At 59.4% G+C, this 21,950-nt stretch carries 14 protein-coding genes; 5 read left to right on the forward strand and 9 right to left on the reverse strand.

The window, feature by feature from the left end; translation table 11 throughout:
* Positions 1–21: 21 nt before the first annotated feature.
* The 9 genes from tldD to mreB all read right to left on the reverse strand — a co-directional run bounded on the left by tldD (position 22) and on the right by mreB (position 16,842).
* A complete protein-coding gene (tldD, locus tag BMX68_RS01285) occupies positions 22–1,464 on the reverse strand; it encodes a metalloprotease TldD (RefSeq protein WP_017130658.1) in 1,443 nt (480 codons plus the stop codon).
* A 22-nt stretch (positions 1,465–1,486) separates the two neighbouring features.
* Positions 1,487–2,332 carry a carbon-nitrogen hydrolase family protein gene (locus tag BMX68_RS01290; RefSeq protein WP_017130657.1) on the reverse strand — a complete coding sequence of 282 codons (846 nt, stop codon included), beginning with the start codon at positions 2,330–2,332 and terminating at the stop codon, positions 1,487–1,489.
* Between the two features lie 261 nt (positions 2,333–2,593).
* The gene (locus BMX68_RS01295; protein WP_017130656.1) at positions 2,594–7,753 is read right to left on the reverse strand and encodes a dermonecrotic toxin domain-containing protein; all 5,160 of its coding nucleotides are present in this window, start codon (positions 7,751–7,753) and stop codon (positions 2,594–2,596) included.
* Between the two features lie 192 nt (positions 7,754–7,945).
* Complete coding sequence (locus BMX68_RS01300; protein ID WP_017130655.1) at positions 7,946–11,761, reverse strand: YhdP family protein; 3,816 nt, start codon at positions 11,759–11,761, stop codon at positions 7,946–7,948.
* A gap of 78 nt (positions 11,762–11,839) precedes the next feature.
* Positions 11,840–13,297 carry a ribonuclease G gene (gene rng / locus BMX68_RS01305; protein WP_017130654.1) on the reverse strand — a complete coding sequence of 486 codons (1,458 nt, stop codon included), beginning with the start codon at positions 13,295–13,297 and terminating at the stop codon, positions 11,840–11,842.
* Between the two features lie 56 nt (positions 13,298–13,353).
* Entirely contained in the window at positions 13,354–13,959 is a 606-nt protein-coding gene (locus BMX68_RS01310; protein ID WP_074861778.1) for a Maf family protein, read from the reverse strand.
* Positions 13,960–14,039: 80 nt separating this feature from the next.
* The gene (gene mreD, locus BMX68_RS01315) at positions 14,040–14,531 is read right to left on the reverse strand and encodes a rod shape-determining protein MreD (protein WP_017130651.1); all 492 of its coding nucleotides are present in this window, start codon (positions 14,529–14,531) and stop codon (positions 14,040–14,042) included.
* Positions 14,531–15,661 (reverse strand): rod shape-determining protein MreC, encoded by a 1,131-nt coding sequence (gene mreC / locus BMX68_RS01320; RefSeq protein ID WP_074861781.1) that lies wholly within the window; start codon positions 15,659–15,661, stop codon positions 14,531–14,533. Before mreC ends, mreD begins: the two co-directional genes overlap by 1 nt.
* Before the next feature lie 143 nt (positions 15,662–15,804).
* Entirely contained in the window at positions 15,805–16,842 is a 1,038-nt protein-coding gene (mreB, locus tag BMX68_RS01325) for a rod shape-determining protein MreB (RefSeq protein ID WP_002555108.1), read from the reverse strand.
* Between the two features lie 208 nt (positions 16,843–17,050).
* Here mreB and gatC point away from each other — a divergent pair, with 208 nt between their 5' ends.
* From gatC to BMX68_RS01350, 5 genes are all read left to right on the forward strand, one after another.
* Positions 17,051–17,338 carry an Asp-tRNA(Asn)/Glu-tRNA(Gln) amidotransferase subunit GatC gene (gene gatC / locus BMX68_RS01330; protein ID WP_017130649.1) on the forward strand — a complete coding sequence of 96 codons (288 nt, stop codon included), beginning with the start codon at positions 17,051–17,053 and terminating at the stop codon, positions 17,336–17,338.
* Positions 17,339–17,354: 16 nt separating this feature from the next.
* A complete protein-coding gene (gatA, locus tag BMX68_RS01335) occupies positions 17,355–18,806 on the forward strand; it encodes an Asp-tRNA(Asn)/Glu-tRNA(Gln) amidotransferase subunit GatA (RefSeq protein ID WP_074861784.1) in 1,452 nt (483 codons plus the stop codon).
* A 10-nt stretch (positions 18,807–18,816) separates the two neighbouring features.
* Positions 18,817–20,262, forward strand: coding sequence for an Asp-tRNA(Asn)/Glu-tRNA(Gln) amidotransferase subunit GatB (gene gatB / locus BMX68_RS01340; RefSeq protein WP_017130648.1), 1,446 nt, complete (start codon positions 18,817–18,819; stop codon positions 20,260–20,262).
* 185 nt (positions 20,263–20,447) lie between these two features.
* Entirely contained in the window at positions 20,448–20,819 is a 372-nt protein-coding gene (locus BMX68_RS01345) for a septal ring lytic transglycosylase RlpA family protein (protein ID WP_017130647.1), read from the forward strand.
* Positions 20,820–20,868: 49 nt separating this feature from the next.
* On the forward strand, positions 20,869–21,924 hold the full coding sequence (locus BMX68_RS01350) for a calcium/sodium antiporter (protein ID WP_026013037.1): 1,056 nt from the start codon (positions 20,869–20,871) through the stop codon (positions 21,922–21,924).
* The last annotated feature ends 26 nt before the right edge of the window (positions 21,925–21,950 follow it).

A 21,950-nucleotide genomic window follows, 5' to 3' on the forward strand; every position in this document is an offset into this window, starting at 1 on the left:
GCTTACCCAAGCTCCTTGCCTCTACGACCCCGTGCCGCCCACGGTAATCGCATCGATTTTCAGGGTTGGTTGGCCGACGCCCACCGGCACCGATTGCCCATCCTTGCCACACGTGCCCACGCCGCTGTCCAGCGACAGGTCGTTTCCGACCATCGACACTTTGCTCATGGCCTCCGGACCGTTACCGATCAGCGTCGCGCCTTTGACCGGCGCAGTGATCTTGCCGTCCTCGATCAGATAGGCCTCGCTGGTGGAGAACACGAACTTGCCGCTGGTGATATCGACCTGGCCACCGCCGAGGTTGGCGCAGTAGATGCCCTTCTTCACCGAAGCGATGATTTCCGCCGGATCACTTTCGCCTCCCAGCATGTAAGTGTTCGTCATACGGGGCATCGGCAGATGCGCGTAAGACTCGCGACGACCGTTGCCGGTCCGCGCCACCCCCATCAATCGGGCATTCAGCTTGTCCTGCATATAACCTTTGAGCACGCCGTTTTCGATCAGTGTGGTGCACTCGGTCGGCGTGCCTTCGTCATCGACGCTGAGGGAGCCGCGACGCCCGGCCAGGGTGCCGTCATCGACGATGGTACAGAGTTTGGAGGCAACCCTCTCGCCCATGCGCCCGCTGTAGGCCGAACTGCCCTTGCGGTTGAAGTCGCCTTCCAGGCCATGGCCGACCGCTTCGTGCAGCAGTACCCCGGACCAGCCGGAGCCCAGCACGACCGGCAAGGTGCCAGCCGGAGCGGGAATCGCCTCCAGATTGACCAGCGCCTGGCGCAAGGCTTCACGGGCATAGCCCATGGCGCGGTCTTCGCTGAGGAAATAACGGTAGTCGGTACGACCGCCGCCGCCGTGCCCGCCACGCTCGCGTCGACCGTTCTGCTCGACGATCACGCTGACATTGAAGCGCACCAGTGGTCGGACGTCCGCCGCCAGACCGCCGTCGGTGGAGGCCACGAGAATCCGCTCCCAGACCCCCGCCATGCTCACCGAGACCTGCTGGATACGCGGGTCCAAGGCACGGGTAGCGATATCCACACGCTTGAGCAGCTCAACCTTTTCGGCGCGGCTCATGACATCCAATGGATTGTCCGGTGCGTAGAGCTGCGCCACATCCCGGGAGGTAAACGCCTGCACGGTGCCGTTCTGTCCGGCACGGGAAATCGAGCGGGCCGCGCGCACGGCGGACCCCAGGGCTTCGAGGGTGATCGCATTGCTATAGGCGAAACCGGTTTTCTCGCCCGATTGCGCCCGGACCCCCACGCCCTGATCCAGGTTGAAACTGCCTTCCTTGACGATGCCGTCCTCAAGGGCCCAGGACTCGGAAATCTGCCCCTGGAAATACAGGTCGGCGGCATCGATACCCGGTCCGGCCAGATCACCGAGGACCGACTGAAGGTTTTCGATTGTCACGCCACCCGGTGCCAACAGATGTTCACTGACTGAGGACAACAACTCGCTCATGGGTTTTTGCGCCTTAATTTCGTCATTCCGATGCAGGTCGCTGAGCGCCCTGCGAGAAAAAAAGCCGATGGCTCGCCACCGGCATTCGCGCCCGGATGGACGCCTGTTCAGTACTGTCGCGCTGGCCCAGCAACATCGCCTCGCCCTGATCCTGTTCAGCGACGATACGCCCCCAAGGGTCGACGATGGCCGTATGACCGAAGGTTTCCCGTGGTCCTGGGTGTATGCCGCCCTGGGCGGCGGCCAGCACATAACATTGCGTTTCGATGGCTCGCGCACGGATCAGGATGTGCCAATGTGCCGCCCCGGTCACTGCGGTAAATGCCGAAGGCGCGGTAATCAGTTCGGCTCCGGCCAGGCGCAGTTCGCTATACAACTCGGGAAAACGCAGGTCATAGCACACGCTCAAACCCAACCGTCCCACTGGCGTATCGGCCACCACCACCCGGCTGCCCTGAGCATAGTCATCGGATTCACGATAACGCCCGCGATTATCCGCCACGTCCACGTCGAACAGATGCAGCTTGTCGTAGCGAGCCACCGTCTCGCCCTGTTCGTCCACCAGCAACGAGCAGGCATTGACCTTCGCCTGTGGCTGATCGACCGGTGGTAGCGGTAAAGTGCCTGCTACTATCCATAACCTGAGGTCACGTGCGGTCTGTTTCAACCAAGGCAGGATCGGTCCTTCGCCGAGCGCTTCGGCACGACCGATGGCCGCGACATCCCGACGGCCCATGACCGCAAAGTTTTCCGGTAGCACTGCCAGACGTGCGCCACCTTCGACCGCGCGCTCCAGCAACGCACGTGCCTGGGCCAGGTTGGCCAGGACATCGTTCTGGCTGACCATTTGAATGACGGAAAAAGTCATGGCGCACTCCTTCAAAGACATGGCGCCATGCTACTCCATCTTCAGAGAGGGGTAAAAAACATACGCAAGTTATGGTGCAGAGCAAAACACTTAGAAATACTCTAGCGTTCCTGAAACCCTGCTGCGGTAACAAGCGAGGTGTTGACTTATTCAATATTCAATGACGAAAGTCAAGCCAATGGGCGACTCCCTGGTTGGTTAAGCCCCTACTATTCAGGGCAGGGCTATGCCGCGACCGGTTCAGCATGCTTTGGACTCAGTTCAAGGTACAAAGCCGGCGAACAGTGGATATGACTCAATGGGTCGGCCCAAGTGACTGATCAACAATGCAACCGAATCTGCATTGGCTAATATCACGTTCGCCCTTTTCACAGGGTCGGACAAAAAGTGGCTCCTTGCCTGATAGAGCTCCTTGGCCCCCGTCAACGTTAGAACGCGCTCAAATGCCTTTCCTTCCACATCAGTCCAACCTCCGCTGAGCGTATCCTCTGTCCTGAACAGCTTTAGAACGGGTGTGCGGTGGGACAGCGATTCCTCTTGAATCTCCCTCACCCACCGTTGCCGCTCCTCGCCATCTGGAGTCGAGGTATCGATCAGATCGTGGAAGGGGTAAAACGCATTCAAGTAGGAAATATCCAGAGCATCGAGCGCGATATGACTAAATTCATGGAGCAGCGTACTCGCCATGCTATGGAGTAACATGTTGAATGTTCTGGGTCTGATCGGTTGATAGGCTTGAAGATTTGGCTCGAAAAACTTCTCGCTCAAATAGATCCTCTTCTTTGCCTCGCAAGTCAGCACGAACGCGACGCAAGGCTCATCAAGTTTCTTTCCGGCACCGATGACGTAGAGGTCCGAGGTGGCGGGAGCGCGCGCTGGATCAAGCGCCGTTTGCAGGAGCGTATTGATCATGGCCTCTATTTCTTGACGCAGAGCACGACTGAGGCTCGAAACGCCAAAAAAGTCTTTGACGTATGCATGCCGTTGACGATCCAGCCGTGAGTCATTCGTGAGTGACTGCAAGCGCACTTCGGCATTTTTCAAATAGGTGACGGCCAACTCATGAGCCTGCCCGATTCTTCGGGCTTTGTCTGGAAAGAGTCGTTTAATGGCTGGCATCCCAACAGCCTGCACTTCCAATTCTTGGCGTAGCGTGCGCTGATTCTCCAGGCGATCACGCCATTGGGTTACCAAGCCGCCCCCCAGTAGTCGGCCAGGCAGGTCAAGGGCCCACTGGCCTTGCGTATCTTTCTTGATCCAGGGGCCCTGTTCGACCTCTGTGAGGATTCGCCAGCGTTCATTTTCCTTGCCCACCTGAAAAATGCTGCCACCCACCGCAGCGTACTGTCGGTTAGAGGCTGCATGGGTATAGATATTCAGCGAAGCCTCATGGCTGAGGTCCTTCAAAGCGACATCTGTGACTTCATAGCTGTGCAATCGCGCGATTTGCTCCTTGGTCAGTATGGGGTGTGCCCAACCGAGTCGCGGGTAGGGTGCATGGATCGCAGTTTCGGCTTCCGCGGAGGAGGTGTCGGCGATGGTTGCCGATGATAGCGCAGAGGCCTGCCCTTTTTGCGCCAATGCCAACTGCGCCAAGACACTTACAAATTCTCCCATGGCCGTCTTCCAATGGCCTTTCCAGGCGTTATCGTAGGCGTCCTTGAGCTGCGAAAAGGTCTGCCAGATGACCAGTGGTAATCGCAACCGACCGAGCATGAATTGCGCCCCCTGATACAGACCAGTCTTGAGCAGTGAGACGACCCAATCCCATGCATGACGTTCTCCCGTCATATGCTGAAAGTTCAGTTTCTTTTTGAGCCATAGAAGGTGGTCGTTGTACAAACGAGCGAACAGATTGCCTTGGATTGCGTTGTTGGTAATGCGTACAGCGGGCTGCGACGAGGTAAAGACTGTGTTGGCGTAATAATGGCGAGCCGCTTGCGGCAGCTTGTTCAGTACCTCTTTTTGTAGTTCGCCGGTATGACTGAGTGCCCTGAGCAGCGCAGCTTCGTTTGAATACTCTCTGAACACCGCCCCTTCTCCATGGGTAGAGAGAAGAACCTGCGGTCCTTGTTCGATCAAGGATGACCCTATGAGATAGAGACCTCGCGCAAGATCCGGAGCGACTCGACCGGCGGTCACCAACTCGAGCGGTCGAAAGATAATCGAGAGGCCGTCAAGGGCGGTTCGAGCCAAGCCATCAGGCATGCCTAGCACTTGCTTGATCAGGTGGTAGGCCGAGTTCGAAAGGCGCTTCTGGAGGACTTGCGTAAGGCCCCGCTCCAGGCATTGCCAAAGCAGATGTGTACTAAATACAGTCTGACGCTCCCGCGAGCCGCCCCTGGGGGAAAGAAATGAATCGAGCAGAGAGGCGTATTGCGAACCGATAGCTGTCTCCTTGATCAAGGATTTCAGGTATCCGCCCGTGAGCGCATCAGGGAGAGGATCGGAGCCGTTAGCACGGGCAACGTTCGCATGAACCTTTAGGTTATCGACATGCTGTAGTGCATAAGTCACCAAACTCAGGGATGAGACGGCTTTCGTGTCAGGCAGCAGCGTTGAAACAGTCAGTTGATCCGGATCCAGCCCCTCTCCCGGAAAGTCTCTGTGCAGCAATGCGCTGAGTTTAGCCCGGGTGAAACTGTGGAGATCGGGAATATCATAGTGAATGTCCTTGGCGGCATCTGCCTGTTGCCGGTATTGGTCAAGCAATGCCGCCAAGGCCAACTGCCCGTCATGCTCAGCCGTTGCCAACCATGCAGGCAAGCTCAAACGTAAGGCGTTGTTCCGTGTGGCGTCGATGGACTTGTCCAGGTGCTCGACATTGGCGTGTTCGGCGAGGCAGGATTGAACGCGATTGTGCAGGTTGTTGGCCGACAGCCCCATTGAAGCGGTGTAGGCAATCTCATCCAGAGCCTTGTCGGTCAATGACTGGAAGCAACTGCTCAGAAAACCCTGTTCAATCAGTTCAAAGCCTATCCGTGGCTCACTCTGATGGTTATCCGGCTGAGCCTCGGAGGCTCGACGAATTCGCGCGCTATTTGTCAGAAGGGGGAGACGCTCGACGGGGTCGATCAACCGGCGATTGAGTTCAATTTCGACGCTGTAGGGCGAGTCGAAGATCTCCAAACCATACTCTGGCGTCCACAGCAGTGCATTCCCTGAATTGTGAGGATCCAAGCCGCCCCGTTCGGTAATAAGGAAACAGTTGAACAGCAGCTCCGGTAGCGACAATTGACTGCGTTTCAGGGTCAGGCGAAATGCGTCGGGAATGAAGCCGTTCAGACTTCTGCGACGCTGAATGTCGGGACTGTCGAGGACAATGTCGAGCAATTTCCGGGCGTTTTGCTTCAGGGAGCTGTCAACCATTCGCTGGCTGACCTCGTTTCGCAACCCCTGGCTCACGGCCTCGATCAGCCTTTCGCGGATCGAGGCGTAGACTGAGCGGTGTTGGCGCAGGAAGTTGGGAAGAAAGTGCTTCAAGGCCAGGGTGACGATTTCGTTGGTGGTCGCGATGTCCAGATTGTTGATGGGCAACCAGCTACCTTCCGGGGATTGGCTGAACAGCCCAAGGCCGATTGTATTGGAAAGTGGCCCGACCCGGCCCACGGAACGTTCAAGCAGGTGTTCGATCAGCGTGGTCGACGACAGTGCCTGATGTGATCCTTGTTGGGCATGAGTGCCGGTGTCACGGTTGATGTAGATGTTCGTTGGCGTCAGGTCTGACCTGTGTGCGGCCACCAGCTCACCGGACAGTACTTTTTCCGCGTAGGTCATTAGCTGAGGACGGTTTGCCAAGCCATTGAGTACCTCGGTCTTGAGGGTTTCGAGTGCGAGCAACCGCTGCTTGGCCTCTTCCAGCGTTGTGGCGGGTGCTGCTTGAAGGGGGGCGGAGTGAGAGTATTCCGTGTTTAACAGGTCAAGCCGAGTGCTCCAGCGTCCTCGGGCATCGGATAAAAGCAGGCGCCTGTCGAACATTGCGCGAATATCCAAGGCAATATCGAAGGCGGCGTCGAGATTCAGATCTCCCCCTCTCTGCCGATAACGCTCAATGATGTAACGAATATTGCTCAACTGGCTGGAGAGGATCGTTTCTATGATGTTCTGGAACAGCGGGAGGGAGACTGCTCTTTCTCCTTCGGGCACGACGTGAAACTGCATCAGATCGGCGCGGGCCTGCAAAGGCAGAGCCGACAGGATTTCCTGGTGCGGATTCACCCATTGCCGCCGGACACTTTCATCCAGGGACTCCGAGCTGTCGAATACCTTGAGTCGCTCACTTATATAGAGAAAGAACTTATCTGGCGCCACGGCGCGATTGCTGCCTTGGAACGCATGGGTGACTTCTATATACGAAGCCTTTTGAGTTTTGCCACTGACTGAGCGAACGCTAATCTGCTTCAGTCGCGAAGGTGCGTGAGGATAAAGCCCGCTCAACCAGTAGTGATCATGGGGGCTGAGGTTTTCCGATAGCTGTTGTTTCAACAGCTCTGAGCGAAAGGTTGTACCCATGGCCTCGGCGAAAAAATTCCGACGGCTTCGCCCGTTGTCCAGAGGAGCATTCCAAAAGTTCGAAAGCTCACGTCGAAAATGGTGGATCAAGCGGGTTGAAACTTTCTCTATGATCGCTTCCCAGTGGTGCGTATCCCCAGTGCCCGGACTGTATCCCGGGGCGATAAATTCTCGAGTCTGGTTCTGGGGCCAGGCGCTTTCCTTGTAGTGTTTGAGCAGTACGTCGGTCAATGAACAGATCGATAATTGGCATCGCTTCAGTCGGCACTCATCATCTACTCCGCTGGCATAACTGATCACGGTGACGGACTCTAGACTGACCTGTGCAAAACATTGTCCTGCCTCAACAGCCAGGGCTCTGATGAGCAGCGATCTCAACGTAGGGAGTTTGAGTAGTTCTGTCTGCAGACAGTCCTGGTTATCTTCCAGACTCGCGTCAATTGAGCGGCGCCGATCAGGGAACACTCTTCCTCTGATCACCTCGGTCAACACGGTTGCCGAATGTGTGAAATCGAGTGATGCCTTGACCCTCAGAGCAACGAAACGGAGCAGCTCGTCGCGCAGCTCCGGGTCGTTCAGGCGCTCAGTCAGGCGGTCAACGGCCTGTGAGCGAGAGTCAAAGTGCTCGATACCAAAGCCCGGCGTATAGAGAAAGGCACTGTCGCGGGCTCGCGCAGTCATCAGAAAACTTCCCGCCAAGTCCACGACCTTGGAGTTGCGCATAGTGAAAGAGAGCTTCTCTACGAGCATGGGCTTCTCGAGGGCCTGACGGGCTTGATGATCAGGAAGCAATACCGCTCTGAGCCATTCGCGATCGGCTTGGGTGATCTTCAGTAAGCGCTCCCTCTCACTCGGGGCCTGGCGCGGCTCCATAACTTCGGAGAAGCAGTAAGGAAATTCAATGGACATTGTTCTTGCCTTCGTTCGTATTGACGAATCGCTGGGCCCCGGTAGTCAAGGCATCGCGGGTCATAGGCAAAAAAATCTAGCGCAAGGGACTGAACCGTGGCGGTATCCTGCTATACGCTACTGACTCAGCAACGGGTCGAGCGGTTTCAACCTTAATGCCAAAGCCCGTCGGGATTTGATTGATCCCAACTTTTACTTCGATTTATCAAACGGCTTTTCGAAGGTGATTTTCGGTTCTTTCCACTGGCCAGTGACGCTGTACTTGACGCTGGCAAAGCGGGCCACCCGGTCGCCGATCAGCTTGTCGATCAGGAACAGGGCACCACCGATGGCCGGAGCACCGACGATCAAGGCGGCGATCGGCAGGTTGTTGGTCACCGGCAATGTCACCAGCAGCTTCGCATCAACCCGGTCAGCCACCATATCCAGTGTGCCATTGAGCTCAAGGTTACTCGACGGTCCGGTCAGGGTGATCGGGTCACGGGTGACATAGACGCCGTCGCTGGCGACCAGCAGACCCTTGACCCGATCATAGCTCAAGCCTTTGCCGAGCAGGTCGGAGAAGTCCATGCGCAGGCGGCGACCGATGGAGTTGAAGTTCAGCAGGCCAAACACTCGCAGCGCACGAGCGCCCCCCTCGACTTCGACAAACTGGCCCTTGCGCAGGGTGGCCCCCAGGTTGCCAGAGAAACGCTTGAGCCCGACCCAGGCCGGCGAACCGGGCCAGCGACCGTCGACATCGAGGTGGAAATTCTCACTGGTCACGGTCGGCGCAAAGCTCCAGGCCTTCAGCACGTCCGCCAGGTTTTTGCCTTCCACCCGACCGTTGATCCAACTGTTGCCGCTGCCCGGCAGACCCTCCCAACCACCGTCACCCTGGAGTTGCATGCCCTTAAGGCCCAAGTTGAGGTCATTGAGCCGGACCCCGTTAGAGTTCGGTCGGGCTTTGAGTGACCAGGCCCCCAGCAGATCCTGGCCCTGGAACAGTTGATCGATGGTGATATCCAGCGCCGGAATCTGCCGAGGGTCCACCGAGGCCAACGGGTCGGGGGCATTTTCATCGGTCACCACGCTCGGATCCGGCGCGGGCAGCCGCACATACGCCAGATTGACGCCGATCGGCGCGCCCTGGGCATCCGGCAAGGTCACGCTGCCTTTGGCCTGCTGGCTGTCAATCATCAAGCCCCAGGCAGCGGCGCTGCGCACCATCTGCAGGCTCAGTTGATCGAACCGGGTGCCAAAGCCAGTGAGCTTGTCGACCCTGAGGTCGACGCTGCTGAGTAACTGTTTGGCATTGCCGCCGGGATCCTGGCCAGCATATTTATCAATTACCGCTTTCCATGGCTCCAGGTCCAGTTCCGAGAGGACACCAGCGACGCGCACCCCCTTGATCGTCGGCAACAGGGCATCGCCCTCACCCAGGAACAGCTCGCCACGCCCCTCGCCGAGCTTGCCGCTCGGCGCGGCAAAGGTAAAGTTCGCCAACCCACCATAACCGAACCAATAGCGTCGCTCAGGACCTTGCAGGGTCATACGGAACACGCTGTCACGACCCTGGCTGGCTGGTATGCCGAAGGGCGCCGGCAACTCGACGGCAACTCCCTTGAGGTTGGAGTTGATCATCAACTGACTGTCGGCACCGTCGAGGTTCAGTTGCAACTGATACGGCAAGTCACCGGAGACCGGCAGCGGCTGATTGAGACCCAGCCAGTCAGTGAGCTTTTTGACCGCCACCTGGCCTTCGGCGGTCACTCGGGTGCCAAGATTACCCGGCTGGCCGGAGGCGGCGATCTGCGCGGTGATCGGCCGGTCGAAAGCCTGGGCAGTGATCCCATCGCCGCTCAGCCCTTTGGCACTGTCAAAACGAAAATTGCCCTTGAGTTGGCTCAGCTCCAGGGATGGATCGGCCAGTTTCAGACGCGCCTTGTCAGTCGCGAAATCCACCTGGATCGCAGGCTCCTCACCTTTCGCCAACGGGATATCCAGCTTGACCTTACCCTGCAGATCACCATCCCCCTGCCAGCCGGCAAAAGTCGAAGCGGTGCCGATCGGAGCTTGCTGGAGAATCTTCAGGCCATCGCCAAGGCCACCGACAAAACCACCGTCGAGAAACAGGTGAGGCGCCTTGCCATCCGAGGAATGAGGGATGTTGACCACGACATCCTTGACCTGGGTGTCGAGCAACTGACCTTTGTTGGCCTTGATCCGCACACCGCTGTCCTCGATGAAGACATCGCCGCTGACCTTGCTGACATGCGGCCAGCCCGGCTGGAAGGCCAGCTCGGCGTCGTGAACCTTGAAGAACAGGCTGATATTGCGCGCGGCCTCGCTGGCATCGTGATCCAGCGAGCCCTGATACTGGAAGAAGCCCTGCTCCACCGCTCCGTGGAGGATGGAAGTGCGCAACCATTCGTCGAGGGAGGGACTCAGCACCGCCGGCAGGTATTTGGGGGTGAAACGTCCGTCACCGTCCACCAGGCCGACCCGCAAGTCCATGTAGTCTTCCTGATCATGGGAAAAATGCAGGCGAATCAGGAAATCGGCAGCAATCTTGCCTTCCTCTCCCAGCACCTTGATATAAGGGGCGATCAGAGTGAAACCCTGCTGGTCGAGTTTCCAGGTCAAGCGGGCATTGGCCTGGAGGTACTGCCAGGGCTTGTTGAAGATCGGATACAGGAATAGCGAGAAGTCCTTGCTGTCCATCCGCAGCTCGCCTTGCCCCAGGTCGCCGCTGATACTGCCACTGACATTGCGCGCCGCTGGCGCGCCATGATAGGCATCGAAGCCGACTTGCTCCAGGTTGGCCTCGAAGCTCAGACGTCGGTCGCCGGTTTCCTGCGGGCGGTAATCGAGCAACACATTGCGCAAGGCACCGGTGACCTTCAGGTGATCGACCACGGTCGCCAAACCTTCCGGTAGAGGCGCCAGGCTATCAAGCAGCGGGGTAATCGGCGTCAGATCAAGGCGGTCGGCCTGCACGTGCCACAACTCTGCGGTCTTGTCGGTTGCCGCCGTCTGCTGCAATTGCAGATGGGATTGCCAACGGGTCTTCCCCAGGTTCATCGCCAGCGAGTCGAGCAGCAGGCTGAAACCCTGCTGATTGCGTTGCAGATAGGCGTTGAGGGCCAGGTTTTCAATCTTCACCGGCTTGCGCTCGGCATAGGCGCCGCGAAACTGTGGAGCGTTGAGTCGCGCCACGGCGCTTTGCACCGTGCCATCGGCCCATTTCAACCAGAACTCGCCACCGGCCTTGAGCTCGGCGATGTTCCATTGCTGCTTCAAGCTAGCCGGCAACCAGCGGGCCCAGTCGCTCTGCGGCAGGCTCAGGTAGACATCCGCCGAACCCTGGCGCCAGGCGCTGGCCCGCAACCGACTACTCAGGTTGAGGGCCAGGGGCTGGCCGTCGGGTAAGGTCAGGCGTACATCCAGGCGCTGGCGAGACTGGCCGCTGCTTAGGTTCAGACCGACATAAGTCAAGGTCAGCGGCGATTCGCCGAACGGTTCCAGGGTGACCTGGCTGTCCAGCACCGACAGTTGCGCAACCCTCTGCAGGTGGTTCAGCAGTTCCTCGGGATCCAGCGGCTGATCGTCCGCATGCGGCCAACCTTCAAGCGCCCACTGCCCCTCCTTGTCCTGTTGGAGGTTGAGTTGCAGGCCGTTGAGTTCCAGCCGGGCAACGCGGACTTCGCGGGCTAGCAGGCTGGCCCAGAGATCCGGGATCAGTTGGACATGATCCAAGCGCAACACCGAAACACCGGCACCGACCGTCACATCGTGGGCCAACAACACTGGCGCCAGACCGCTCCAACGTCCTTCCAGGCTGCCGATGGACAGCGGCATGCCCAGCGCGGCCTGCGCCTCGCTTTCGATCTCGGCCCGATACTCGGCCACCAGCGGCACGAACTGTCGCCCCAGGCTGGCATACAAGGCCACCAATACCAGCGACAGCGCACAGATCCCCACAGCCCAGCGGGTCAACGCGGCAACAAAGCGTGTCAGACGCTCCATGTCAGTGGCCCCTAAGGCAAGGTTCGATGAACAGGCCAACGCCAGCCAGCATGGACAGTGTATATACAGAGCAAGAAATCAGAGCAGCACCACGTCGTATTGTTCCTGGGAATACATGGTTTCGACCTGGAAACGAATGGTACGTCCGATAAACCCCTCCAATTCAGCGACATTGCCCGATTCTTCATCCAGCAGACGGTCGACGACTTTCTGGTTAGCCAACACTCTATAACCTTCGGCCTGATAGGCACGGGCCTCCCGGAGGATTTCACGGAAAATCTCGTAACAAACCGTCTCCGGGGTTTTTTGCTTGCCGCGTCCCTGGCAACTGCTGCACGGCTCGCAGAGCACCTGTTCGAGGCTTTCACGGGTGCGTTTGCGGGTCATCTGCACCAAGCCCAGCTCGGTGATACCGATGATGTTGGTCTTGGCGTGATCGCGCTCCAGCTGCTTTTCCAGGGTTCGCAGTACCTGGCGCCGATGCTCTTCGTCTTCCATGTCGATGAAGTCGATGATGATGATCCCGCCCAGGTTACGCAGGCGCAGTTGGCGGGCGATTGCGGTGGCGGCCTCGAGATTGGTCTTGAAGATGGTTTCTTCGAGGTTGCGATGACCGACGAAGGCCCCGGTGTTAACGTCGATGGTACTCATGGCTTCAGCCGGGTCGACCACCAGGTAGCCACCCGACTTGAGCGGCACCTTGCGTTCCAGGGCTTTCTGGATCTCGTCCTCGACACCGTAGAGGTCGAAGATCGGTCGCTCACCGGGATAATGTTCGAGACGGTCGGCAATTTCCGGCATCAGCTCGGCGACAAACTGCGTGGTTTTCTGGAAGGTTTCCCGGGAGTCGATGCGGATCTTCTCGATCTTCGGGCTGACCAGATCGCGCAAGGTCCGCAGCGCCAGGCCAAGGTCTTCGTAGATGACATTGGGAGCACCGATGGTCTTGATCTGCACGCCGATCTGATCCCAGAGTCGGCGCAGATAACGGATATCCATCATGATTTCGTCGGCCCCCGCCCCTTCGGCGGCGGTGCGCAAGATAAACCCGCCAGCTTCCTGGATGCCTTCCTCGGCCACACAGTCACTGACGACTTTCTTCAGCCGGTCACGCTCAGCTTCGTCTTCGATCTTCAGCGAGATGCCCAAATGGGCGGTACGCGGCATATACACCAGGTAACGCGAGGGAATCGACAGTTGCGTGGTCAGGCGAGCGCCCTTGGTACCGATGGGGTCCTTGGTGACTTGCACCACCAGGCTCTGCCCTTCGTGAACCAGCGCGCTGATACTTTCCAGTGCGGGACCTTCGCGCATGGAAATTTCCGAGGCATGGATAAATGCAGCCCGATCCAGGCCGATATCGACGAACGCCGCTTGCATACCCGGCAGGACCCGCACCACCTTGCCCTTGTAGATATTGCCGACGATACCGCGCTTTTGTGTACGCTCGACATGCACTTCTTGTAACACACCGTTTTCCACCACCGCCACGCGCGATTCCATCGGCGTGATGTTGATCAGGATCTCTTCACTCATGGCTGGCTCTCGTTCAGGCGTGTTCACAATAATTGCCGTTCACAGGCGTGCGGTAATCAGCGCACGATAAGGTTTTGCCAACAGGGTATGTCGAAATGGCCAAGCAGTTCCGCAGTTTCGCACACCGGCAAGCCTACTACGCCCGAATAGCTGCCGTGCAGACTCTCCACGAAAACCGCGGCGAGGCCTTGTATGGCATAGCTTCCGGCCTTGTCACAAGGCTCACCACTGGCCCAGTAGGCGGAGGCTTCTTCTATTTTGATCGTGCGAAATTTCACTAGACTACGGACCACCCGCGACTCGCAACGATCGCCCTCCAACAGCGCGATGGCGGTGAGCACTTCGTGTTCGCGGTCGGACAATGCCAGCAGTGTGGCCACCGCGGCTGCCTCATCCAGCGGCTTGCCGAGGATCTTCCCGTCCAGCACCACGGCGGTATCGGCACCCAGCACACAGAACGGCGCCGACACCTGAGCACTCACCAGCAGGCTACCACCGGCTGCCGCCTTGCCACGCGCCAGGCGCTCGACATAGGCCGCCGCAGATTCATCCGTCAGGGGAGTTTCATCGATATCCGCGCTGATCACGGTGAAGGGCACGCCGATCTGGGTAAGCAGTTCACGCCGACGCGGTGAGCCGGAAGCCAGGTAGAGCGGTTTCATCAGGACATCTCCGTGTCAGGGTGCTTTATCGGGACTGCTCATCAACATCATCCAGCTCACGGAAAATCGGCGCGACTCAGTCAGCTGACTTTGTAGCGTCGACACAGCCCGCGCAGCCCGAAACTGACCCACGGCCACAGCAGGGCGCTGACCAGGGCCGGCAACACCAGCGCCAGGGTCGGCTGACGGTTGCCGGTCAGGGTACTGAGCCAGAGTTGTACCAGTTGCGCCAGCCCGAAGATCACCAGGATCACCAGGCTCTGCTGCCACATCGGAAACATCCGCAGACGCTGTTGCAGCGACAATACCAGGAAGGTGATCAATGTCAGGATCAGGGCGTTCTGTCCGAGCAGGGTGCCGTAGAGCACATCTTCGGCCAGCCCCAGCAGGAAGGCAGTCACCATGCCGATCTTGTGCGGCAGGTAGAGCGACCAGAAGGCCAGCAACAGTGCTAACCATAGCGGACGCAGGATTTCCATGAACTGCGGCAACGGCGAGACACTGAGCAACAGACCGACAGCAAATGTCAGCCAGACGATCCAGCCATTACGCGAAAGAGTAGCGCCCGCCATTATTCCTCCTGCCGTTGGGTGGCCGGTGCAACCGCGGAGGGCTGGCTGGCCGGTGGCTGGGTAGCCGCGGGTTTGACGATGACGGGCTTGGAGGCCGGTGTCGCATGAGTCGGTGCATGGGGGTTGGTGCTGGCGCCATGAGCGGGCGGCTTGCCCGCCACAGCCGGCGCTGCTGGTGGCGCGATCGCTGCTGGGGTTGCCGGGGCTGCCACCGGTTTGGGCACGGTAGCCGGTATGATCGGGGCGCCGTCACCCTGCTTGTCGGCTTCCTGGGCCTGGGCCGCTTCGTTAGCACGCTCCTCCGGGGTGCGACTGTCGCTGAACACCAGCAACAGATAACGGCTGCGGTTCAAGGCCGCAGTCGGCACTGCACGAACAATGGCGAAAGGCTGCCCAGAGTCGTGAATCACCTCCTTGACCGTCGCCACCGGATAACCGGCCGGGAATCGCTGGCCCAGGCCGGAGCTCACCAGCAGGTCGCCTTCCTTGATGTCGGCGGTGTCGGCGACATGGCGCAGTTCCAGACGTTCGGGGTTGCCAGTCCCGCTGGCAATCGCGCGCAGGCCGTTGCGATTGACCTGCACCGGGATGCTGTGGGTGGTATCGGTCAGCAACAAGACCCGGGAAGTGTACGGCATCAACTCGACCACCTGGCCCATCAGGCCACGGGCATCGAGTACCGGTTGCCCGAGCACCACACCGTCGCGTTCACCCTTGTTGATGATAATGCGATGGGTGAAGGGGTTGGGGTCCATGCCGATCAGCTCGGCCACTTCGACCTTCTCGTTGACCAGCGCAGAGGAGTTGAGCAATTCGCGCAGGCGCACATTCTGCTCGGTCAAGGCCGCGAGTTTCTGCAAGCGCCCTTGTAACAGCAGGTTCTCGGTCTGGAGTTTTTCATTCTCGGCGACCAATTCGGTACGACTGCCGAACTGGCTGGCCACACCTTGCCACAACCGTTGCGGAAGATCGGTGATCCAGTATGACTGCATCAACACCAGCGACATCTGGCTGCGCACCGGCTTGAGCAGCGTGAAACGGGCATCGACCACCATCAGCGCGACCGACAGCACGACCAGCACCAACAAGCGCACGCCCAATGAGGGGCCTTTGGCGAAAAGCGGTTTAATAAGCCGCTCCTCCCAGGCAATGAGTCATTTTATTCATGCGGCATCAAACCGGCCTGGATGAAGATTGACAGAAGATAAACGCAACAGGCAGCACTGCAAAGTGCTGCCCGTGAACGGAACATCATAGATGCCTGCCAGCGAACTCACTCGCTGGAAAGCAGATCCATGGTGTGCTTATCCATCATTTCCAGGGCACGGCCTCCGCCACGGGCAACACAGGTCAGCGGATCTTCGGCAACGATCACCGGCAGACCGGTTTCCTGGGCCAGCAGTTTGTCGAGGTCACGCAGCAGGGCGCCACCACCGGTGAGCACCAGGCCGCGCTCGGCGATGTCCGAAGCCAGCTCCGGAGGCGACTGCTCCAGGGCGCTCTTCACCGCCTGGACGATGGTTGCCAGAGACTCCTGCAGGGCTTCCAGCACTTCGTTGGAGTTCAAGGTAAAGGCACGCGGTACGCCTTCGGCCAGGTTACGGCCACGCACATCGACTTCACGGACTTCGCCGCCTGGGTAGGCCGTACCAATTTCCTGTTTGATGCGCTCGGCAGTCGATTCACCGATCAGGCTGCCGTAGTTGCGGCGCACATAAGTGATGATCGCTTCGTCGAAGCGGTCGCCGCCAACCCGTACCGATTCGGCGTAGACCACGCCGTTCAGCGAAATCAGCGCGATTTCGGTGGTACCGCCACCGATATCGACGACCATCGAGCCACGCGCTTCTTCAACCGGCAGGCCGGCACCGATCGCGGCGGCCATCGGCTCTTCGATCAGGAACACTTCGCGGGCGCCAGCCCCCAGGGCCGACTCACGAATGGCGCGACGTTCGACCTGGGTCGACTTGCACGGCACACAGATCAGTACACGAGGACTGGGCTGTAGAAAGCTGTTTTCGTGAACCTTGTTGATAAAGTATTGCAGCATCTTTTCGCAAACGCTGAAGTCGGCGATCACACCGTCCTTCATCGGACGAATGGCAGCAATGTTGCCCGGTGTACGACCGAGCATACGTTTAGCTTCAGTACCGACGGCAACGACACTTTTCTGGTTACCATGGGTGCGAATCGCAACAACCGATGGCTCATTCAGAACGATACCGCGCTCGCGCACGTAAATAAGAGTGTTGGCTGTGCCCAGGTCGATGGAGAGATCGCTGGAAAACATGCCACGCAGTTTCTTGAACATTGGAAAGGGACTCTGGGCAACGCGTGGGTAAAAAAGTGCGGCAAACTCTAACAACGACGGGGATTTTGGGCAAGGCGCCAATATGCTAAATTAGGCGTTTTTCTGAGCACCATTCCATACAATCGCGGCCATGTGACCGCAAAAATGCGGTAGTGTTCCGCTAATCTAACACAGACAGCTTCCATTTTATTTTCCACTGGAGATTCCCATGGCGCTTGACCGCTCCGATGTGGAAAAAATCGCTCATCTGGCCCGCCTGGGCCTGGTTGAAGCCGATCTTCCACAGACTACCGAAGCCCTGAACAGCATTCTGGGTCTGGTCGACCAGATGCAGGCTGTCGATACCGATGGTATCGAACCCCTTGCCCACCCCCTGGAAGCGAGCCAACGCCTGCGCGCAGACGCCGTCACCGAGCGAAATAATCGCGAGGCCTATCAGTCCATCGCACCAGCGGTCGAAAACGGCCTGTACCTGGTTCCGAAAGTCATCGACTAAAGGGAAAGAGCCTGCAATGCATCAATTGACTCTGGCCGAGATCGCCCGCGGACTCGCCGACAAGAAGTTTTCCGCCGAAGAGCTGACCCGGACCCTGCTGACGCGCATCGCCCAGCTCGATCCGAAGATCAACAGTTTTATCAGCCTCACCGAAGAGCTGGCGCTACAACAGGCCAAGGCCGCCGACGCACGGCGGGCCACTGGCGAGAACGGTGCCCTGCTCGGCGCGCCGATCGCCCACAAGGACCTGTTCTGCACCCAGGGCGTGCGTACCAGCTGCGGCTCGAAGATGCTCGACAACTTCAAGGCGCCCTACGACGCCACCGTGGTGACCAGACTGGCGGCTGCCGGCGCCGTGACGCTGGGCAAGACCAACATGGACGAATTCGCCATGGGTTCGGCCAACGAGTCGAGCTACTACGGCAAGGTCAAGAACCCGTGGAACCTGGAACACGTGCCGGGCGGTTCATCCGGCGGTTCGGCAGCCGCCGTGGCGGCACGCCTGTTACCGGCCGCCACCGCGACCGACACCGGGGGCTCGATCCGCCAGCCGGCGGCGTTCACCAACCTCACCGGACTGAAACCGACCTACGGGCGCGTTTCGCGCTGGGGCATGATCGCCTACGCCTCCAGCCTCGATCAGGGTGGCCCCCTGGCCCGCACCGCCGAAGACTGCGCGCTGCTGCTGCAAGGCATGGCGGGGTTCGACCCACAGGACTCCACCAGCATCGATGAACCGGTGCCGGACTACAGCGCAGGCCTGAATGACTCGATCCAGGGACTGCGCATCGGGGTACCGAAGGAATACTTCAGCGCCGGTCTCGACCCGCGCATCGCCGAACGGGTACACAACAGCCTCAAGGCGTTGGAGAAGCTTGGCGCGGTGATCAAGGACATCAGCCTGCCAAACAACCAGCACGCCATTGCGGCCTACTACGTGATCGCTCCAGCCGAGGCCTCGTCCAACCTGTCGCGTTTCGACGGCGTGCGTTTCGGCCATCGCTGCGCAAACCCGATAGACCTCCAAGACCTGTACAAACGCTCCCGTGGCGAAGGTTTCGGCAGCGAAGTGCAGCGCCGGATCATGGTCGGTGCCTACGCGCTTTCAGCCGGCTACTACGACGCTTACTACCTCAAAGCGCAGAAGATCCGTCGCCTGATCAAGAACGACTTCATGAGCGCCTTCAACGACGTCGACATCATTCTCGGCCCGACCACGCCCAATCCGGCGTGGAAGATCGGTGCCAAGAACAACGATCCGGTCGCCGAATATCTGGAAGACTTCTACACCATCACCGCCAACCTCGCGGGCCTGCCGGGCTTGTCCATGCCTGCGGGCTTCGTCGACGGCTTGCCGGTCGGCGTGCAATTGCTGGCCCCCTATTTCCAGGAGAGCCGTCTGCTCAACGTGGCGCACCAGTATCAGCTCAATACTGACTGGCACACCCGCACACCTGAAGGCTTCTGAGGAGAAACACATGCAATGGGAAGTCGTGATCGGGCTGGAGATTCATACCCAGCTCGCCACCCAATCGAAGATTTTCTCCGGCAGTTCGACCACCTTCGGCTCCGAGCCCAATACCCAGGCCAGCCTGGTTGACCTGGGCATGCCGGGGGTGCTGCCGGTACTGAACGAAGAAGCCGTGCGCATGGCCGTGAAATTCGGCCTGGCGATCGACGCCGAGATCGGCCAGCACAACGTGTTCGCCCGCAAGAACTACTTCTACCCGGACCTGCCCAAGGGTTACCAGATCAGCCAGATGGAGCTGCCGATCGTCGGCAAGGGCCACCTCGATATCACCCTGGAAGACGGTACGGTCAAGCGTGTCGGGATCACCCGCGCGCATCTGGAAGAAGATGCCGGAAAGAGCCTGCACGACGCCTTCAACGGTTTCACCGGTGTGGATCTGAACCGTGCAGGCACGCCGCTGCTGGAAATCGTCTCCGAGCCGGATATGCGCAGCGCCAAGGAAGCCGTGGCCTACGTCAAGGCGATCCATGCGCTGGTGCGCTACCTGGGCATCTGCGACGGCAACATGGCCGAAGGTTCGCTGCGTTGCGACTGCAACGTGTCGGTACGGCCCAAGGGTCAGGTCGAGTTCGGCACCCGCTGCGAAATCAAGAACGTCAACTCGTTCCGCTTCATCGAGAAAGCGATCAACACCGAAGTCCAACGGCAAATCGAGCTGATCGAAGACGGCGGCAAAATCATCCAGCAAACCCGCCTGTACGATCCGAACAAGGACGAGACCCGCGCCATGCGCAGCAAGGAGGAAGCCAACGACTACCGTTACTTCCCCGATCCCGACCTGTTGCCTGTGGTCATCGAAGATTCGTTCCTTGATGAAGTCCGTACCAGCCTGCCGGAGCTGCCGCCACAGAAACGCGAGCGCTTCCAGTCCCAGTACGGTCTGTCGCTGTATGACGCTAGCGTACTGGCCTCAAGTCGCGAACAGGCGCAGTACTTCGAGCAGGTCGCGAGCATTGGCGGCGACGCCAAGCTGGCGGCCAACTGGGTCATGGTCGAGCTGGGCAGCCTGCTAAATAAGCTGGGCGTAGAAATCGACCAGGCGCCGGTAACTGCCGAGCAACTGGGCGGGATGTTGTTGCGGATCAGGGACAACACCATCTCCGGCAAGATCGCCAAGACCGTTTTCGAAGCCATGGCTAACGGCGAAGGCAACGCGGATCAGGTGATCGAGGCTCGTGGCCTGAAGCAGGTGACCGACAGCGGTGCCATCGAGAAGGTCCTGGACGAAGTCCTCGCGGCCAATGCCGAGCAGGTCGAGCAATACCGTGCGGCGGATGAAGCCAAGCGCGGCAAAATGTTCGGCTTCTTTGTCGGCCAGGCGATGAAAGCCTCCAAGGGCAAGGCCAACCCGCAACAGGTCAACGAGCTGCTGAAAAGCAAACTCGAAGGCTGATAGCGCTCAGGCGGGCTGGCACCACCTTTGTGGACAGTGCGCCACCGGGACGCGAAGCGGCCCTAAAACCAATAATCTCGGTGCCTCAGACAGAACGAGGCACCTGGTTTTACGACGGCTTCGCAGCCGAACGGGGCAAACCCCTCGCCACCCTTGTTCTATCGCCGTACCACCGAGGATATCCAATGAAACGCCTGCTCGGCGCCTGCACCCTCCTCACCCTGCTGGCCGGTTGTGCCACCCACGACATCGACCCGCGTGGCTACGACGAAACCGGCGTGGCGTCCTACTATGGTGCCCGCCACCACGGTAAGCGCACCGCCAGCGGCGAGCCGTTCGATCAGCACAGCCTGACTGCCGCCCACCGCCAACTGCCCTTCGGTACCCAGGTAAAAGTCACTAACCTCGCCAATGACCGCAGCGTCGTGGTGCGTATCAACGACCGCGGGCCTCATACCCGCGGGCGCCTGATCGATCTTTCACAGGAAGCGGCCAAACAGTTGGGTATGCTGCAAAGCGGCACCGCGCGTGTACGCGTGCAAAGCCTCAACGACTGACTTTGGGAGTTGCATCATTTTCGGATTGACCGCCCTGCCGCTATTGAGCCTGATCCAACTGCTCGGCGGCTTGTTGCTGCTAATTGTCGGCGCCGAACTGTTGGTGCGCGCCGCCGTGCGCCTGGCGGCCAGTCTGCGGGTACGTCCGTTGCTGATCGGCCTGACCATCGTCGCCTTCGGCAGCAGCGCGCCGCAGATGGCCGTCAGCCTGCAGGCGGCCCTGTATGAAAACGCCGATATCGCGGTCGGCAGCGTGATCGGTGGCAATATCTTCAACACCCTGGTGACCCTCGGCCTCTCGGCGTTGATCATTCCTTTGCGGGTCTCGCGCCAGTTAATACGCCTGGATATTCCGCTGATGATCGTCGCCAGCCTACTGGTCTTCGGCCTGGCCTTCAACGAGGAGCTAAGCCGTTTGGACGGCGCGCTGATGCTGCTGATTTTCGTCCTTTACCTGGGACTACTGCTGCGCACTTCGCCATCCCGCCAACATGCCCATCATCCGCCCGAGCACGGCCATCAACGCCAGCACGCACCGTGGATCAGCTGTGTGATCCGGATACTGCTGGGCTTGGGACTGCTGGCGCTGGCCGGTCACTTGCTCCTGGATGCGGCGGTGGAAGTCGCCACCGAGCTGGGCTTGTCCGAGCGCATCATCGGCCTGACCGTGGTCGCTGTCGGCACTTCGCTGCCGCAATTGGCGACCTCGTTGATCGCCGCGTTCCGTGGCCAGCAGGGTATCGCCGTGGGCAATGTCATCGGCGCCAACCTGTTCAACCTGCTGGGGGTACTGGGCGTCACCGCGCTGATCGCCCCGGCGCCGCTATCGGTATCGCCCAACGCATTGTCGTTCGACCTACCGATTATGCTCGGTGTTGCGGCGTTGTGCTGGCCGGTGTTCTACTCCGGCTATCGCATCACTCGCGCCGAGGGCCTACTGTTTCTCGGCCTGTACCTGGCTTATGGGCTGCACGTGATATGGTTTACCACCGGTATGCCAATGGCCCAGCGACTGGAGCACCTGATGCTGTTTTTCATTCTGCCGGTGTTGTTGGCGTATCTGCTGTTCAGCACATTGAGAGCCTGGCGTCGCCAACACGCCTAGGAGCCAAGGCGCTGGCAGATCATAGC

It is taken from the genome of Pseudomonas agarici, assembly GCF_900109755.1.
Taxonomy (GTDB): domain Bacteria; phylum Pseudomonadota; class Gammaproteobacteria; order Pseudomonadales; family Pseudomonadaceae; genus Aquipseudomonas; species Aquipseudomonas agarici.